Raw genomic sequence first — 16,676 nt, forward strand, 5'->3', positions numbered from 1 at the left:
ACCTCCAGTGGAGTTACTTGATTTCGGTGGGATCGACATGACGCGCGAACATAATTAGCACGCCGGAAAGGAAACACGGCAATGCGCCGAACCAGAGCGCCGCGTGCAGCCAGTCGCTACCGTGATTGAGCATCGAGGTGACGCCGACGCCCGCGAGGATCGCGCCGATGGGACCCATTGCATGGACGATCGAGCTGCCCGTGCCGCGAATGGCCGTCGGATAACTTTCGCCGATGAAGAACAGCGCCGCCGAGTACGGTCCGATCAGGAAGAAGAGACCGAGGCTATAGAGCGCGACGACCACGCCCTGGCTGCTCGGACCATAAAGCATGCCCGCGAACGACAGACCGCCGAGCATCCAGCCGATGGCGAGCGTGTTGCGCCGGCCGATCTTGTCGCCGATCCATCCGTGACTCAGATAACCGCAATAGCCGATCACGTTCGACAACACGAGAATCAGCAGCGAGCTTTCGAACGACACGTTATGCACGCGAGTGAGCACCGTCGTGCCGAGCACGCTGAACACCTGAATCGCGGACCAGTTCAGCAAAATGCCGCCGCCGAGCACGAGCGTCGCACGCAATGCGCTGCCGCGAAACGCTTCGGAAAGACCTGCGCGGCTGTGCTCCTCGTAGTCCACCGAATGCGTGCCCGCGAGACTGCGCGCTTCGCCGTCGTGACCGGCTTCGCGCAACTGTTTGATGCGCTTGTGCAGCAGGAATTGCGGGCTTTCCTTCAGACGCCGCGTCATGAAGAAGATGACGATGGCCGGGAACGTCGCGAAGATGAAGCAGCCTTGCCAACCGATTCGCGGCAACAAGAGCGCCGTGAGACCAGACGCGATCAGCGCGCCAATAGGCCAGCCGCCTTGCACGAGGCTATAAATGAAGCCCTTGTTGCGATTGAGCTTCGGATCGTTGGCGGCCGAATACAGTTCGTTGAGGTAAGTCGCGTTGACGGTTTCCTCGGCATAACCGAGACCCGAGAGTGCGCGGATGAACACGAGCGGCCACTGACCCATTGCGCCGCCCACGACCGTCAGTCCCGAGCACAACGCCGCGCCAGCCACCGTCCACAAGAGCCCTGCCTTGCGGCCGAGACGATCCAGTAATGGCCCGATGGCGAAGGCGATCACCGCCGTGCCGATTGCCACCAGCGTGGCGATTTCGGCTTGCGAGGCGGCGTCCCAGTTGTAGTGCTTGCCGATCTCGGGCAAGAGCGTGCCGAACAGGATGAAGTCGTACACGGCAAAGACCCACGCGAAAAAAGCGACCACGGTTGCGCGTTTTACGTCGCCGGGCGTTATCTGTTCGAGTTTGAAGCTTGATGCCGACAGCGGGTTCGCTTTCGCCGGCGCGCTCTTGCTGAGCTCGGAAGGAGTCATGGGATGGGCTCGTATCGGTAGGGTCAGGACTTGCGTGGCTGGCGGCGCAGGAAGTCGTCGGCGATTTCATCGCAGGTGCAAAAGCGCACGCCTTCGTGCTTGCGGAAATGCGCGATCAGACGTTCGAGCATGAGCAGCACTTGCGCGCGGCCGGATACATCGGGATGGATGGTGATGGGAAACACCGCATAGTCGTGCTCGCGGTACACCCAGTCGAACTGATCGCGCCACATCTCCTCGATATCGCGCGGATTGACGAAGCCGTGACTGTTGGGCGCCTTCTTGATGAACATCATCGGCGGGAGATCGTCGAGATACCAGTTCGCGGGAATCTCCACGAGATCCGTTTCCTGTCCGCGCGAAAGCGGCTTCATCCACGTATCCGGATGCTTGCTGTAGTCGATCTTCGTCCAGCTGTCGCCGACGCGCACGTAGTACGGGTGGTAGTCGTTGTGCATCAGGCTGTGGTCGTACTTGATGCCCTTCTTCACCAGTAACTCGTTCGTCACGTTACTGAACTCCCACCACGGCGCGACGTAGCCCGTCGGCCGCTTGCCCGCGAGTTTCGTCACCAGGTCGATGCTGCGATCAAGCACGGCTTCTTCCTGCTCCGGCGTCATCGCGATTGGGTTTTCGTGGCTATAGCCGTGGATGCCGATCTCGTGGCCCGCGTCCGCAACCGCCTGCATCTGCGTGGGAAAAGTCTCGATCGAATGGCCGGGAATGAACCATGTGGTCTTGATCTTCTCGCGCTCGAAGAGCTTGAGAAGGCGCATGGAGCCCACTTCGCCCGCAAAGAGGCCGCGCGAGATGTCGTCGGGCGAGTCTTCGCCGCCGTATGAGCCGAGCCATCCGGCGACCGCATCGACGTCGATGCCGAATGCTACGAGTATTTCCTTGGCCATCTGCTTTTCTCCTTTGAGCGCTGCGTTTTCGGTTCGAAGCGTTGCTTCGCTTTCACCGGGCACTTAAATGTACATCGTTGACAACATACGTTTACGATGCCGGGTTCAAAAATAATCGGCAAATGAGGGATTACCCTTAGTAACGATCTCGGAGATAAAGGGGACGGGCGTGCGGAGGCGCGGTCCGTGTATTGAGCGCGGACCGGATTGAACGGAGGCGACGGCGAGGGGTTAGGTTTGCGCGTGCAGCGTTAGTAAGGCATCGGCGAATGCCTTGGGTTTTTCTTGCGGCAGGTTGTGTCCCGCGCCTTCGACGACGCGATATTCAAAAGGTCCGCTGAAATGCACGGAGTGATGCGCGGTGCCGCCGGTGGACATGACACCGTCGTCCGCGCCGTCGAACGAGATCGTGGGAACGGAGATGGGCGGCGCCTTCGCGAGTTGCTGTTCGAGCGCGTCGTAACGCGGATCGCCATTCACGAGCCCATAGCGATGCCGATACGAATGGATCACGACATCGATGAAGTCTTCGTTGTCGAACGATGCGGCCGTCGCGGCGTAAGTGTCGTCTTCGAAGCGCCAGCTCGGTGACCATAGCGTCCACAGCAAGCGGCAGAGTTCTCGGCGGTTCGCGGTCAGGCCGGCACGGCCGCGCTCGCCATGAAAGTAATACTGATACCAGTAGCGAAGCTCGTTTTCCGGCGACGACGGCTTGCCCGATGCCGCGATGTCCTGAATGTTGTAGCCGTTGAGCGTGACGAGCGCCCTGACGCGTTCGGGATGCAGCGCCGCGACGATGCACGCGGCGCGTCCGCCCCAGTCGTAGCCGCCGAGCATTGCGCGCCCGATGTCGAGCGCATCGAGCAATGCGAGCAGGTCAGCGCCCAACGCCGCTTGCTGACCGGAACGCGGGGTATCGGCGGAAAGGAAGCGCGTTGGACCGTAACCACGCAGATAAGGAACGATGACGCGCGCGCCTTGTGCCACGAGGAGCGGCGCGACTTCATCGAATGAATGAATGTCGTAGGGAAAGCCATGCAGCAACACAACGGGCCAGCCGTCTGTCGGCCCGGACTCTTCATAAGCGATATCAAGCAAGTCGGTCTCGATGCGGTTGATCATGCGCTTATCCTCGACGTAGACGTTCGATGACAGCTAGCGTATACGATCCGCATGATTCACGTGGCGCTTACGAGATATCGAACACGCTCGAAAGCGGATGTCATTCGCGATAGAGACTAAGCAATCCGCAAATGCTCGCTGATGTAGTCGATGAACACGCGCAGCTTCGGCGATGCATAACGCGTCGCCGGCCAGAGAATCCAGAATGTCACCGTCTGATCGATGTAATCGTCCAGCACGATTTGCAGCGCGCCGCTCGCAAGCGCATCGCGCACGAGAAAGGTTGGCACGAAGATAAGTCCTTTATCTTGCAGCGCCAGGAACGCCAGCACTTCGATAGTGTTGCTCACGAACGTCTGCGGCAACTCGGGCTCCGCTTCCGCCGTGCCGAGCTGAAACGGCCAGCGTTCGAGCTTGCCGGTGGCGGGAAACTTATGCAGCAGGCACGCGTGATTCACGAGTTCCGCCGGATGACGCGGCACGCCATGCTGCTTCAGATATCCAGGTGACGCGACGACCACTTGCCCGCATGAACCAAGACGCCGCGAAACGAGCCGCGAATCGTGCTGCGCGCCCGTGCGGATCACGGTGTCGAAGCCTTCCTCAATGATATCGACCATACGGTCTGACAAATCGACATCGATTTCGATATCCGGATACTTCGCCATGAACCCGTCCAGCGCGGGCATGATGAGCGCGGACAACTGCGGCGTGCTGATTCGCAAACGCCCGCGCGGGCTGCCCGCTGCATTGGACAGTTCGGCTTCGGCGGCTTCGACTTCGCCGAGGATGCGCCTGCAACGTTCGAGAAAGAGCGCGCCCTCGGCGGTCAGCGTAATGCTGCGCGTGCTGCGATGAAAAAGCCGCACACCGAGACGCTCTTCCATGCGTGCAATGCCCTTGCCCACCGCCGACGACGACACGCCCAATTGCCGTCCCGTCTCCGTGAAGCTGCGCGTTTCAGCGACTTGCACGAACATCGAAATGCCGCCTAGGCTGTCCATGAGTATCCCGAAGAACTGGCCGACTCGCGCGACGCGATCCGCCGATTAAGGAAGTTCTTGTCCGATATATTCGGAACCTTAGCCCATTTTTCTTCTGTCGTCCGGTTCATACACTCTCTTTAAGCTTTAACACCTGCCGTCGAAGAATTCGCCGGTCATCCGCATTCCGGAGAGAGAACATGTCCAAACTTCATTCAGCCGTCAGAGTCGGTCCCTACGAGTTTTCGCATCGCGTCGTGCTGGCGCCGCTCACGCGCATGCGTGCCGAGGCGGGCGCCATCCCCGGCCCGTTGATGGCTGAGTACTATGCGCAACGCACGTCGAAAGGCGGCTTTCTGATCAGCGAAGCGACCATTGCCGCGCCGAACGGCAACGGCTACCTCGGCGCGCCCGGCCTTTACGACGACAGCCAGATCGAAGGCTGGAAGCAAGTCACGGAAGCCGTGCATGAAAGAGGCGGCCGCATCTTCCTTCAGCTTTATCACGCGGGCCGCCAGTCCAATAGCCAGTTGCAGCCGGATGGCGGCGCGCCGGTGGCACCGTCGGCGGTATTGCATGGCGGCGTCGCTTATACGGAAGCTGGCTGGATTCCCAACACCCCGGCCCGCGCGCTCACCAGTCCGGAAATCGCGCAACTCGTCGAGCGCTTCCGCACGGCAGCGGAGCGTGGCAAGAAAGCCGGTTTCGATGGTGTCGAACTGCACGCCGCGAACGGCTATCTCTTCGATCAGTTCCTTCAAGACGGCAGCAACATGCGCACCGACATCTACGGCGGCTCGTTCGAAAACCGCGCGCGCTTTCTGCTGGAGGTCACGCGCGCCGTCATCTCCGTGTGGGGCAGCCAGCGCGTCGCGGTGCGCCTCGGGCCGAGCGGCACGTGGGGCGATATGTCGGACAGCAATCCCGAAGCGCTCTTCTCCTACGTGGCGCGTGAATTGTCGAAGCTCGATCTGGCGTATCTGCACTTGATCGAACCGCGCGTGCTCGGCAATGTCGATGACGACAGCAAAGACCCCGCACCCGTGGCCGCGCAACTGATCCGCAAGCATTACGAGGGCGTCATCATCGCGGCGGGCGGCTTCAAGGGGCCGACGGCCGAAGCCATCCTGCAAGCAGGCGATGCCGATCTAGTGGCGTTCGGACGCGACTTCGTCGCCAATCCGGATTTGCCCGAACGCCTTCGTAATCGGTGGCCGCTCAATGCGTATGACCGTCCCACGTTCTTTGGCGGAACCGAAGCTGGCTATACCGACTATCCGTTCCATCGCGCCGAAGCACGGGCCGCGTAAGCCGGACGCCGCCATGAACGCTACTTCCCCGCCGGTGTCTCTGACGCCACTCTGCTGGCTCGCGCTCGGCATGTTGCGGGGTTGCGCGGTACGCCTGTCGCGTTATCGCTCAATGCATGGTTCATGTGTCTCGGCTTCTCACTCGGCGCCGCGCTCGGGTCGATCACGCTGAATGTTGCGTCGTGACCGATCTTGGCTTGACCGCGTCGGTATGCAAGATCGCGGCGTTCACGCTGACCTTGTACGAAGCGGCGCCCGCCGCGGCATGACTAACGAAAGCGCCTGAAGAACGTGCGCATTTCGACCGCAAGAAGTTCGGGCTCTTCCATCGCGGCGAAGTGGCCGCCGCGCGGCATCTCGGTCCATTGCGCGACATTGAAGACACGTTCGAGCCATTCGCGCGGCGGCCGGCTCAATTCTTTGGGAAAGCGCGCGTAACCCACTGGCGGCAACACGCGCTGACCCGCAGCGAAACGCATGGGTTGCAGGCGGTTTTCGTAGTACATCTGCACCGCCGTGCCAATGCTCTGCGTGTGCCAGTAGAGCGAGAGATTCGTCAGCAACTCGTCCTTCGAGAAACTGCGCTCCACATCGCCGTCGCAATCGCTCCATGCGCGGAATTTCTCGCAGATCCACGCGGCGAGTCCCACGGGGGAATCGTTGAGCGATGCAGCAAGCGTCTGCGGCTTCGTGCTGTGCATGTGCGCGTAGGCGCCTTCTAGTGCGACCCACTCGCTTCGCGCGCGCACGAAGTCTTGTTCGGCAGCATTCATCGGCGCGTTTGCCGGATCCACGGATGGTTCGTAAGAGCCCGGCAGAAAGTTGAGATGAATACCATCGACATGCCGTCGATGCCGCAACGCCAGCGCAACCGATACCGCCGAACCCAGGTCGCCGCCTTGCGCACCGAAGCGCTCGTAGCCTAGACCTTGCATCAGCGCGGCCCAGATATCGGCGACTTGAAACGCGGACGTGCCGGGCTGCGCGGGCGCGGCGGAAAACGCGAAGCCCGGCAGCGACGGCACGATGACATCGAAGGAATCGGCCGGGTCCGCTCCGAACGATGCGGGATCGCACAGCATCTCCGTCAGCGCATGAAACTCGAAGAACGATCCCGGCCAACCGTGCGTGATGATGACCGGATACGGCTTTGGACCTACGCCCCGCCGATGCACGAAGTGCACGCGCTGGCCGTTCACATCCGCGATGAATTGCGGTTGCCGGTTGAGCTCGCGTTCGGCAGCGCGCCAGTCGAACGTATCGGTCCAGTACTGCACGAGTTCGCGCAGCCACGCGATATCGATACCTTGTTTCCAAGACTCGGATGGCGTCATGGGTGCCCAGCGGGTATCGCGTAGCCGGCGGCGCAGGTCGTCGATCGCTTCGTCGGGAACGGCAATCTTGAATGGCTCGATGTGCATGGCGGGTCGCTACTCCAGCAAGGTCGGAGGTTCAGTGTAACTCGACCTTTTGCCGCGCTCCCGTCTTCTCGTGATTCAGGCAAAGCGCCGCCGCGAGGCTGATCGCCGCGTTGATCGCGAGCCACACGCCGACCATCGCGCTGCTATGAAACGTGTGCGTGAGCCATGTGAGGATGGCGGGCGTGAAGCCGCCCAGCACGGCCGCTGCGATAGCCTGCGCGAACGCATAGCCGGATGTGCGCGCATTGGGCGGCACGAGTTCGACCATGGCCGCGACCTGAACGGCGCTGTAGGCTGCATAGATGAACGAGAACCACAGTTCGACCACCGCGAACCTCAGCACGGTTGCATGCGTGGCGAGCCATGACATCAGCGGATACGCGGTGACGGCGGCCAGCAACGTGACGACGATCAGCACCGTGCGACGGTTGAAGCGATCGGCCACGAGCGCCATGATCGGCAGCCAGACGAGCACCGACAAACCGCCGAAGAAGAGAATGATGAAGCCCGCGGATGCGCCCAGATTCAGGCTCTTGATGAAGGTCGGCGCGTAAGTGGTGATGGTCTGCGAAGTCACAGTCGCCATCGACACCATGCCCATGCACAGCACGATGGTGCGCCAGTCCGAGACCAGGCTCGTGCAGATCTCGGACATCTTCGGCGCGCGCTTTCTGGCCGCGAACACCGACGTTTCCTGAAGACTCGACCGCAGCCAGAACATGACGGGAATGACCATGCAGCCGAGCAGAAGCGGCACGCGCCATCCCCATGCGTGCAGTTCGTCTTGCGTCAGCCAGTAAAGCAGAACGAGTCCGACGAGCGACGCCACCATCACGGAGATTTGCTGGCTGCCGGCTTGCCAGCACGTATAAAACGCGCGGCGTCTGGCCGGCGCGATCTCCGCGAGATAGACCACTACGCCGCCGAGTTCGGCGCCTGCGGAGAACCCTTGCATTAGCCGTCCAAGCAAGACGATGATCGGCGCCGCGATACCGATACTCGCGTAGGAAGGCGTGCATGCCACGGAAATGATGCCGAGCGACATCAACGACAACGCGAGAATGAGACCCTTGCGGCGCCCATGACGGTCCGTATACGCGCCGAGCACGATAGCGCCCACGGGCCGCGCGAGAAAGCCGAACGCGAAGGTCATGAGCGACATCATCAGCGAGATGTATTCGTTGTCGCTCGGAAAGTACGTCTGCGCGATGTATCTCGCGTAATAGCCGTAAATCATGAAGTCGTAGATTTCCAGCGCATTGCCGGCGACGACCTGAATGATCGGCTTGATCGCGACTCTCGATCTGTCGACCTCCGGCGCACTCGCTGACGCGAGGCCTGGGCTTGCAACCGCGGAATCCTTCATCGCTACTCCTGTCGAAAAGCGTTCTTTCTGGCCGATGGAAACGTCAGGCGCGTGCGCCGATCTCCACTTCCTGCGCAGTCCAGCCCGCAACGCGGTCGCTGAGCGTGAGACCGAGACCGGCACGCGTCGGCACGAGCATGCGGCCATCGCGCGTTTCGAGCCGTTCGTTGAAGAGCGGTTCGAGCCATTCGAAATGTTCGACCCACGGCTCGCGTGCATAACTTGCCGCGAGATGCACATGCAGTTCCATGGCGAAATGCGGCGCGAGCATGAGACCCGCATGATCCGCGAGCGTCGCGACTTTAAGAAACGGCGTGATGCCGCCGACGCGCGGTGCATCCGGCATCAGATAATCCGCCCCGCGCAACCGGATGAACTCCCAGTGCTCCGACACGCTCGTTAGCATCTCGCCTGTGGCGATCGGTGTATCGAATTGCGTGGCGAGCGCTGCATGGCCTTCGGCGTCGTAGCAATCGAGCGGCTCCTCGATCCAGACGAGATTGAACTGTTCGAACGTTCGGCACATGCGTTGTGCGGTCGGACGGTCCCATTGCTGGTTGGCGTCGACCATGAGCGGGAAGGCATCGCCCAGATGCTTGCGCACGGTTTGCACGCGATGAATGTCGAGCGCCGAGTCCGGCTGGCCCACCTTGAGCTTGATGCCACCGATGCCTTTTTCGCGCGATATGTCGGTGTTGGTCATCAACTGATCGAGCGGCGTATGCAGGAAACCGCCCGACGTGTTGTAGCAGCGCACCGACTCGCGTTGTGCGCCCAGCAGCTTGGCAAGCGAGAGGTTCGCGCGCTTTGCCTTCAGGTCCCACAGCGCGACATCGAACGCGCCGATGGCTTGCGCCGCCATGCCGCTGCGCCCCACCGAGGCCCCCGCCCACGCGAGCTTGTCCCACAGCCGCGCGATGTCGCTCGGATCCTCGCCGATCAGCACGGGCGCGATCTCCTTCGCATGCGCGAACTGGCCCGGACCGCCCGCGCGTTTTGAATAGCTGAAGCCGAGTCCGCGTTGACCATCGGCCGTTTCGATCTCCACGAAAAGAATAGCGATCTCGGTCATCGGCTTCTGCCGGCCGGTCAGCACCTTGGCGTCGCTGATGGGATTGGCGAGCGGCAAGAACGTGGACGCGACGCGAATCCACCTGATTGAATCGTTCGATGTTCCTGCGAGAAGCGAAGACGTTGCGTTCATGTGCCGATTCCTTCAATGACGAGTTCGAAGCCTTTAGCGATGAGTCGATCATACAATGATTGCGCAATCATTCAAGCTTAATTGATTGCGCAATCATCATGGTTTACGCTTAATGCACGAGTGCGAACGTCTTTGATCGGTGGGGCTTCATGGTCTAATCCGATGCGTGGCGCTTTGAAAAAAAACGAAGTCGGGGAAATATGGCGAAGAAAGACGAAGGCATTCAGGCGACGGCGGAAAGCGTGACGCTTATCGATGTCGCGCGTGTGGCGGGCGTCGCGCCGATGACCGTGTCGCGCGCACTGAACCGGCCGGAACTCGTGCGCAGCGACACGCAGAAGAAGGTGCTCGACGCTGTTCGCGCGACGGGTTACGTGCCCAACCTGCTCGCTGGCGGATTGGCGAGCAGCAAGAGCCGTCTCGTGGCCATTCTGTTGCCGACCATTGCCAACTCCATCTTCGCCGACACCGTGCAGGCGCTGGTGGACCGTCTGACGGCATCGGGATATCAAACGTTGCTGGGCGTGACCGCTTATTCAACCTCGCGCGAGGAAGCGCTCGTCGAAGCCATTCTCGGACGCCGCCCGGATGGCATCGTGCTCGCTGGCACCAGTCACAGCAAGGCCACCGTCGCGCGGCTGGTGAAGGCCAACATACCCGTTGTCGAGATATGGGATCTCACGAGCAAACCTATCGATACGGTCATCGGTTTCTCGCACGAACAGGTGGGTAAAGAGGTCGCGCAACATCTCGTCGCGAATGGCTATCGTGACTTCGGCGTGTTGTCCGTGGACGATCCACGCGGTTTGCGGCGCTGCAAGAGTTTGATTGCGCAACTCGCGGCACAGGGAATCAGGAACACCGCGTTCGAGATAATGCCCGCGCCGGCAACGCTGCAGGCAGGACGAGAAGGCACGGCAAAGCTGTTGCAGGCACGGCCGCCGCGCATCGTCGTATGCAGTTCGGACACGCTCGCGCAGGGCGTGCTCGCGGAAGCCGCCAGCCGCAAGTTGAACGTACCGGACGATATCGCCGTGATGGGCTTCGGCGACTTGAGCACCGCCGCGCACGTGTACCCTGCACTCTCGACGGTACGTGTGGATGGCGCGACCATCGGCATGAAAGCGGCCGATACCTTGCTCGCGCGTTTTTTGCAGGGCCGCACGGGCGCCGTTTCCTCGCGCGTGAAGATCGACACGGGCTTTACGATCATCGACCGCGAAAGCACATGACACGCCCGCAAGCAGCGGGGTATACGATAGTGACATCGTCCAATTCGTCGTCCATATTTACTTGGCTATCCTTACAGGATGGTCAAATAAATAACGGAGACATCCATGAGCGAACGTCTGTTCTTCCGCGCGGCTGGCCGCGCGATGGCGCTGCTATGCGCAGCGTATCTCGTTCTCGCCGCGCCGAACGTCTCGGCATCGCGAGGAGACGGCCGCGACGATGGATGGATCTCCACTTGGACAGCAAGTGCCGATCGCAATAACAACCTGACCACGCCGCAGAGCTTCAATGCATCGACGACGATTCGCCAGGTCGTGCACTTGAGCGTTGGCGGCGACCGCGTTCGCGTGCGTCTCACCAACGAGTTCGGCACGACGCCAGTAACGGTGGGACCGGTACATATTGCGTTATCCGTCGGCGGCGCGAAGATCGCGCCGAACTCCGACCGCACGCTTACCTTCGGCGGAAAGACCACGGTCACGCTTTATGCAGGTGCGCCGATTCTCAGCGATCCGGTAGATATCAAGCTGCCGCCGTTCGCGGACATTGCCGTGAGCTTCTTCCTGCCTGACGCCACGCAAGCACAAACCGTGCATCAACTGGCCGTGCAGAACGCGTATGTATCGAGTGGCGACAACACCGCCACGGCCGATCAACCTTCTCCGCAAAAATACACGAACCGCTTTTTCCTGGCCGGCGTGCTGATCGATACCGACCGCGACACACCCGCCGTCGTGACCTTCGGCGATTCGATCACGGATGGCTACGCCTCCACCGTCGATGCGAACCGCCGCTGGCCCGACGATCTCTCGCAACGGCTGAATGGCGGCTCGGCGCGGCGCAGCTATGCCGTGCTGAATCAGGGGATCAGCGGCAATCGCGTGATCAAGGATGGCTCGGGCATCAGTGCGCTCGCGCGCTATGACCGCGATGTCCTCAGCCAGTCGAACGTCAAGCTAGTGATCTTCCTCGAAGGCATCAACGATATCGGCTGGCCTCAGACCGTGCTCGACCCGACGGCGGGACTCGTTCCGGCGCAGGACATCATCGACGGATACAAGCAGATCATCGCGCGGACTCATCTGCGCGGCATCAAGATCGTGGGCGGCACACTGACACCGTTCCACAACGCGCTGCAAGGCACGCCGAACCAAGGCTACTGGACGCAGCAAAAGGAAGCGATCCGTCAGACCGTCAATGCCTGGATACGTACGAGCCGCGCGTTCGATGCGGTCGTGGATTTCGATGCGGTGCTGCGCGATCCTGCGCATCCGATCGACATTCGCGCAGTGTATGACAGCGGCGATCATCTGCATCCCAACGATGCGGGCTATGCGGCCATGGCCAATGCTGTCGATCTCTCGCTGCTCTACAGGGCCGACGACGACCGCGATCACGATCACGACCATCATTGATTGAGGAACATGCGGACGCGCATCGCGCGCGTTCGCATTCGCGTTTTCCCGCGCACTACCCACCTGTCCGCGCTATCCTGCTGATTAGCCCATTCTTCGCATGGACCCTGCACCCGCACGGCCTGTCGACTCTCATGCTATTAGCGCAAATCAGCGATCTTCATATCAAGCGGCCCGGCAAGCTCGCCTATGGACGTGTCGATACCGCCGCCTATCTCAGCCGATGCATCGAGCACCTCAACGCACTCGATCCGCGACCCGACGCCGTGCTGATCACGGGCGATCTCGTGGATTTCGGCGATACCGAGGAATACGCCTATCTACGTACGCTACTGAATCCGCTTGCGATTCCGTATTACCTTTGCATCGGTAATCACGATGGACGAGAAGCGCTGCGCGAGGTATTCGGCGATCATGCGTATCTGCGAGACCAAGCGCGTTTTGTTCAGTATGAGTTCGAGCTAGGCGGCGTACGCATTGTCGTCGCGGACTCGCAAGACCCGCCACACGGAGGCGGCCGGCTGTGCGATGAACGGCTCGACTGGATTGCAGAGACGCTGGCAAGAAGCGCTGCGCAGCCGACCTTGCTTGCCATGCATCATCCGCCGTTCAATTGCGGTATCGAGCATATGGACGAGCAAAAGCTCGATGCCGCCGATGCAGCGAAGCTCGCGGCTATCGTCGCGCGTCATCCGCAGATCGAGCGTCTACTGTGCGGGCACGTGCATCGCGCCATTCAAATGCGCTTTGCCGGCACGATCGCGAGCGTGTGTCCGTCGACCGCGCATCAAGTCGCGCTCGACTTGCGCAAACGCGGCCCGTCGCGCTTTGTGATGGAACCGCCCGCATTCCAGTTGCATCGCTATGTCGCGGGCGAAGGGCTCGTCACGCATACGGCATTCATCGGCGATTACGGCGGTGCTTATCCGTTCTATGACGAGAACGACGCGCTCATCGACTAAGCGGTGCTCTCAGCGTCGCACCATGCCGAGATCATCGGCTGCGTTCGACGCACTCGCTGCGCGCTTGCCTTTGTTCCCTTCTTCGAGCGCGTTCAGTTGTTCGAGGCTCAGATTGCGCGTTTCCGGCGCGAGCCACACGGAGATCAGCAAGCCCGCGAGCGCGATGCCGAAGAAGAACCACAGCGCCGCACTCGCGCCCCACCACGCTACGAAATTGGGGAACACGAGTACGCCGAGAATCGAGCCGATGCGGCTTACGGAAGTCGCGAGACCCGATGCGCCCGCGCGCACGTTCGTCGGAAAGAGCTCGGTCGGATAGACGAAGTTGAGAATGCCGCCGCCCGAATTGGCGAACAGAACCGCGCAACTGAACAGCACGACCAGAAAGCCGAAGGTCGGCTTCGAGTTGAGCGCGAGCACGAGAAGCGCGGCGGAAAGCCCGGCAAACGACGTGATCAGCAGCGGCCTGCGTCCCCAGCGATCCACCAGATTCATGCCGATGATCGCGCCGATCATCCCGAGAATGGCGATGAGACCCGACCCGATGATGGTCAGCACGCGCGAGCCATGCGAGAACGGCGAGATGATGGTCGGCGCGTACATCGAGATGCCGTAATAGGCAGTTGCATAACAAAACCAGAAGCCAAGCACGAAGATCGTACGGCGCAGCATGGGCCTGGAAAAGAGCGATGCGAGACTGCCCTTCGACTCGACCTCGCGCGCAAGCACGACACGCTCGCCCGTTACCGCGAGCATGACGGCTTCGGCTTCCTCGTGACGGCCTTTGGATTGCAGCCAGCGCGGCGATTCCGGCAGCGTCATGCGAAAGAAGAACACGACCAACGCGAAGATGACGCCCACGCCCAGCATGTAACGCCATGCGTTATCGCCGAGCGGCAGGCACGCAAGCCCCACGACATACGCGGCCACCGCGCCGACAAACCACATCGCCGCGAGAAAGGTGCCGTGCTGTCCGCGCTTGTGCCGCGAACTGAATTCGGCGACGAGCGTGGCGGAGATAGGATAATCCGCGCCGATGCCCACGCCCAGCAAGAAGCGAAACAGGATGAGTTGCCACGCGCTCTGTGAAACGGCCGTCAAGAGCGCGAACAGCACGAACGCCAGCAGATCGACGACATACATGGCCTTGCGGCCGAAGCGATCCGTCAGCCGCCCGAGCCAGGCCGCGCCGATGAAGGCCCCGATGATCGCCGACGACACCACGAGACTCTGCACGCCCGCGCCGAGATGCCACTGCTTGATCACCGAAGGCAGCGCGACGGCGACGATCGTCAAGTCGAAGCCATCGAGGAAAGTGCCTCCGGCGGACAGCAGCGTGACCTTGCGTTGAAAGCGCCGGACCTGCTGTGAGTCCAGATGATCGAAGCTCATTGCGTGACTCCCATACGTAAGCGATTCGTCAGCGTGACGACTTGAGACGGACGAAAATTCGTGTGGCGCGAGTGTGACGGAGGTCTGTGACAGGCCGATGATGTCGATATCGTGTACCGCGCGTGAATCAGCGTATTCCCTCACCTTCGAGCCATGAGCAGAACAGGACGACGAGTTCGTCGTCGGACTTCGCATCCGGCACGTAGGTACAGTAGCTCCGCGATGGCAGGCGCGGCTCGGCAAACGGCGTGACGAGACGGCCAGCGGCCAGATCGTCGGCGACGAGCGCGGTCGGTCCCATCGCAATGCCGAGTCCGTCGATGGCCGCCTGCAAGGTGAGATAGAAGTGATCGAAGGTCAGGATCGCGGCAGGCCGCAACGCGGGAATCTCCGCACGCGCGAGCCAGTCCGGCCATAAACGCGGGAGGCTCGACGTATGCAACAACGTATGCTGCCGCAAATCTTCCGGCGTGCGCAGCGCGACGCGTTGCATTAACGCGGGGCTGCACACAGGCACTCTTTCCTCGACGAGGAACGGCCGCATCGAGTAGCCATAGAACGTGTCGGGACCACCGCGAATCACGATGTCGTGAATATCTTTAAGGCTCTCGACCGATGCGTTCGATGTCTCCACTTTGACGTCTACATCGAGATGCTCGGCGTGGAACTTCGCGAGCCTTGGAACCAGCCAACGCAACGTGAAAGTGGCGGGCGCATTCACGGACAGCGTGCGCGAAACCGTTCCAGGGTAACCGTATCGCGCAGTGGCTTGCGACAATTGCTCGAAGAGCGGACCGATTTCATCCAGGTAGGCCTTTGCCTTGGGAGTCAACACCACGCGCCGGTTATGCCGCTCGAACAGCGGTTCGCCGAGCCACTCTTCGAGCAGGCGCACTTGCTGACTGATTGCACCATGCGTCACATGCAATTCGGCTGCGGCTTCCTTGAAGCTGGCAAGACGCCCTGCGGCTTCGAACGCGCGCAGTGCATTGAGCGGAGGCAGGACTCGTTTCATTCGAAAGAGTTTATCTAACGCGAGCGGCCAATTTAACTGGTTTGCCGCACGCTCACAAGATAGATAACCTGCTTACATCCCTCTTTCGCGTCCTTAGCCTGGAATCCGCATGCTCAGTTATACCGGCGGTCTCGTCCTTATCGCCGCCGTGCTTCACGCCAGTTGGAACGCGATGTTGCATGGCAATCGCGACCGCTTCCTCTCCATGACGTGGATGAGCATTGCCATCGCCGTGGTCTCGACCATCGTGATCGTTTTTTTGCCGATGCCCGCTTCCGCCGCGTGGCCATGCATCGTTGCATCGGGGCTCGTGCATATCGTCTATAACGTGAGCCTCGTGCGGTCGTATCGGCGAGGCGATCTCGCGCAGGCTTACCCGATTGCGCGTGGTTCGTCGCCGCTGCTCGTCACGCTCGGCGCAGCGCTCTTCGCGCACGAGGCCATCGGGCCGCTGCATGCGTTCGGCATCATGATGATCTCGGGCGGCATCATCTCGCTGGCGCTGCAAGGTAGCCACGTATCGCGCGCGGGTGCGTTGGCGGCATTTCTGACTGGCGTGACCATCGCGGTCTATACCGTGATCGACGGTATCGGCGTGCGCTTGTCGGAGGGCAACGCGCTTGCCTATACCGCGTGGATGTTCATGTTTTACTGGCTGATGCCGCTGCTCTTCATGGCGACGCGCGGGCTCTCTGCACTATGGACGCCGATACGCACCGCCCCGATGTCGATCGGCTCATCGCTTGCGGGCGGGTTGGTATCGATCGGCGCATATGGCATCGTCATTTGGGCGATGCAGTCGGGCGCGATGGGCGCGGTATCGGCATTGCGCGAGACGAGCGTGGTGTTCGCGGTGCTGATCGGTAGAGTGTTTCTGCGCGAAGCCGTCAGCGTGAAGCGCTGGCTCGCATGCATGGTCGTCGCGGCGGGCGCGATATGTCTCGGGCTTTGACCGCTCGCTTCC

General features: G+C 61.2%; 14 protein-coding genes. 5 read left to right on the forward strand and 9 right to left on the reverse strand.

Going from position 1 to position 16,676, the window contains the following annotated elements; all coding sequences use genetic code 11:
• Positions 1-13 precede the first annotated feature (13 nt).
• The 4 genes from NCR40_RS08055 to NCR40_RS08070 form a co-directional block, all read right to left on the reverse strand.
• Complete coding sequence (locus NCR40_RS08055) at positions 14-1,384, reverse strand: MFS transporter (protein WP_250509167.1); 1,371 nt, start codon at positions 1,382-1,384, stop codon at positions 14-16.
• A 23-nt stretch (positions 1,385-1,407) separates the two neighbouring features.
• Positions 1,408-2,289 carry a polysaccharide deacetylase family protein gene (locus NCR40_RS08060; RefSeq protein WP_244831741.1) on the reverse strand — a complete coding sequence of 294 codons (882 nt, stop codon included), beginning with the start codon at positions 2,287-2,289 and terminating at the stop codon, positions 1,408-1,410.
• 231 nt (positions 2,290-2,520) lie between these two features.
• Positions 2,521-3,411: an alpha/beta fold hydrolase gene (locus NCR40_RS08065; protein ID WP_250509168.1), complete on the reverse strand. Its 891-nt coding sequence runs from the start codon at positions 3,409-3,411 to the stop codon at positions 2,521-2,523.
• Between the two features lie 116 nt (positions 3,412-3,527).
• A complete protein-coding gene (locus tag NCR40_RS08070) occupies positions 3,528-4,415 on the reverse strand; it encodes a LysR family transcriptional regulator (protein WP_244831743.1) in 888 nt (295 codons plus the stop codon).
• Positions 4,416-4,594: 179 nt separating this feature from the next.
• On the opposite strand from NCR40_RS08070, the gene NCR40_RS08075 reads away from it, so the two are divergent.
• Entirely contained in the window at positions 4,595-5,704 is a 1,110-nt protein-coding gene (locus NCR40_RS08075) for an alkene reductase (protein ID WP_250509169.1), read from the forward strand.
• 269 nt (positions 5,705-5,973) lie between these two features.
• On the opposite strand, the gene NCR40_RS08080 is transcribed toward NCR40_RS08075, so the two are convergent.
• Genes NCR40_RS08080 through NCR40_RS08090 form a run of 3 tightly spaced genes read right to left on the reverse strand, consistent with a single transcriptional unit; the run spans position 5,974 to position 9,695 of the window.
• Complete coding sequence (locus NCR40_RS08080; RefSeq protein ID WP_250509170.1) at positions 5,974-7,125, reverse strand: epoxide hydrolase family protein; 1,152 nt, start codon at positions 7,123-7,125, stop codon at positions 5,974-5,976.
• A gap of 31 nt (positions 7,126-7,156) precedes the next feature.
• Entirely contained in the window at positions 7,157-8,491 is a 1,335-nt protein-coding gene (tcuC, locus tag NCR40_RS08085; RefSeq protein WP_250509171.1) for a tricarballylate/proton symporter TcuC, read from the reverse strand.
• Positions 8,492-8,534: 43 nt separating this feature from the next.
• Complete coding sequence (locus NCR40_RS08090; protein ID WP_250509172.1) at positions 8,535-9,695, reverse strand: L-talarate/galactarate dehydratase; 1,161 nt, start codon at positions 9,693-9,695, stop codon at positions 8,535-8,537.
• A gap of 200 nt (positions 9,696-9,895) precedes the next feature.
• Between NCR40_RS08090 and NCR40_RS08095 the strand changes: the two genes are divergently transcribed.
• The 3 genes from NCR40_RS08095 to NCR40_RS08105 all read left to right on the forward strand — a co-directional run bounded on the left by NCR40_RS08095 (position 9,896) and on the right by NCR40_RS08105 (position 13,305).
• Complete coding sequence (locus tag NCR40_RS08095) at positions 9,896-10,927, forward strand: LacI family DNA-binding transcriptional regulator (RefSeq protein ID WP_250509173.1); 1,032 nt, start codon at positions 9,896-9,898, stop codon at positions 10,925-10,927.
• A 105-nt stretch (positions 10,928-11,032) separates the two neighbouring features.
• On the forward strand, positions 11,033-12,343 hold the full coding sequence (locus NCR40_RS08100; RefSeq protein WP_250509174.1) for an SGNH/GDSL hydrolase family protein: 1,311 nt from the start codon (positions 11,033-11,035) through the stop codon (positions 12,341-12,343).
• Between the two features lie 134 nt (positions 12,344-12,477).
• Positions 12,478-13,305 (forward strand): phosphodiesterase, encoded by an 828-nt coding sequence (locus NCR40_RS08105; RefSeq protein WP_250509175.1) that lies wholly within the window; start codon positions 12,478-12,480, stop codon positions 13,303-13,305.
• A gap of 9 nt (positions 13,306-13,314) precedes the next feature.
• Here the strand turns inward: NCR40_RS08105 and NCR40_RS08110 are convergent, their stop codons facing one another.
• Together NCR40_RS08110 and gcvA are read right to left on the reverse strand one after the other, a co-directional pair.
• Complete coding sequence (locus NCR40_RS08110) at positions 13,315-14,697, reverse strand: MFS transporter (protein WP_250509176.1); 1,383 nt, start codon at positions 14,695-14,697, stop codon at positions 13,315-13,317.
• Positions 14,698-14,824: 127 nt separating this feature from the next.
• Positions 14,825-15,712 (reverse strand): transcriptional regulator GcvA, encoded by an 888-nt coding sequence (gene gcvA, locus NCR40_RS08115; RefSeq protein WP_250509177.1) that lies wholly within the window; start codon positions 15,710-15,712, stop codon positions 14,825-14,827.
• Positions 15,713-15,821: 109 nt separating this feature from the next.
• On the opposite strand from gcvA, the gene NCR40_RS08120 reads away from it, so the two are divergent.
• Positions 15,822-16,664: an EamA family transporter gene (locus NCR40_RS08120; protein WP_250509178.1), complete on the forward strand. Its 843-nt coding sequence runs from the start codon at positions 15,822-15,824 to the stop codon at positions 16,662-16,664.
• Positions 16,665-16,676: the final 12 nt, after the last annotated feature.

This window comes from Caballeronia sp. GACF4, assembly GCF_023631025.1.
Taxonomy (GTDB): Bacteria; Pseudomonadota; Gammaproteobacteria; order Burkholderiales; family Burkholderiaceae; genus Caballeronia.

Excerpts from the sequence above, each read along its gene's own strand:
- NCR40_RS08055 (WP_250509167.1), bottom strand. The coding sequence starts at position 1,384 with ATGACTCCTTCCGAGCTCAGCAAGAGCGCGCCGGCGAAAGCGAACCCG.
- NCR40_RS08060 (WP_244831741.1), bottom strand. The coding sequence starts at position 2,289 with ATGGCCAAGGAAATACTCGTAGCATTCGGCATCGACGTCGATGCGGTC.
- NCR40_RS08065 (WP_250509168.1), bottom strand. The coding sequence starts at position 3,411 with ATGATCAACCGCATCGAGACCGACTTGCTTGATATCGCTTATGAAGAG.
- NCR40_RS08070 (WP_244831743.1), bottom strand. The coding sequence starts at position 4,415 with ATGGACAGCCTAGGCGGCATTTCGATGTTCGTGCAAGTCGCTGAAACG.
- NCR40_RS08075 (WP_250509169.1), top strand. The coding sequence starts at position 4,595 with ATGTCCAAACTTCATTCAGCCGTCAGAGTCGGTCCCTACGAGTTTTCG.
- NCR40_RS08080 (WP_250509170.1), bottom strand. The coding sequence starts at position 7,125 with ATGCACATCGAGCCATTCAAGATTGCCGTTCCCGACGAAGCGATCGAC.
- tcuC (WP_250509171.1), bottom strand. The coding sequence starts at position 8,491 with ATGAAGGATTCCGCGGTTGCAAGCCCAGGCCTCGCGTCAGCGAGTGCG.
- NCR40_RS08090 (WP_250509172.1), bottom strand. The coding sequence starts at position 9,695 with ATGAACGCAACGTCTTCGCTTCTCGCAGGAACATCGAACGATTCAATC.
- NCR40_RS08095 (WP_250509173.1), top strand. The coding sequence starts at position 9,896 with ATGGCGAAGAAAGACGAAGGCATTCAGGCGACGGCGGAAAGCGTGACG.
- NCR40_RS08100 (WP_250509174.1), top strand. The coding sequence starts at position 11,033 with ATGAGCGAACGTCTGTTCTTCCGCGCGGCTGGCCGCGCGATGGCGCTG.
- NCR40_RS08105 (WP_250509175.1), top strand. The coding sequence starts at position 12,478 with ATGCTATTAGCGCAAATCAGCGATCTTCATATCAAGCGGCCCGGCAAG.
- NCR40_RS08110 (WP_250509176.1), bottom strand. The coding sequence starts at position 14,697 with ATGAGCTTCGATCATCTGGACTCACAGCAGGTCCGGCGCTTTCAACGC.
- gcvA (WP_250509177.1), bottom strand. The coding sequence starts at position 15,712 with ATGAAACGAGTCCTGCCTCCGCTCAATGCACTGCGCGCGTTCGAAGCC.
- NCR40_RS08120 (WP_250509178.1), top strand. The coding sequence starts at position 15,822 with ATGCTCAGTTATACCGGCGGTCTCGTCCTTATCGCCGCCGTGCTTCAC.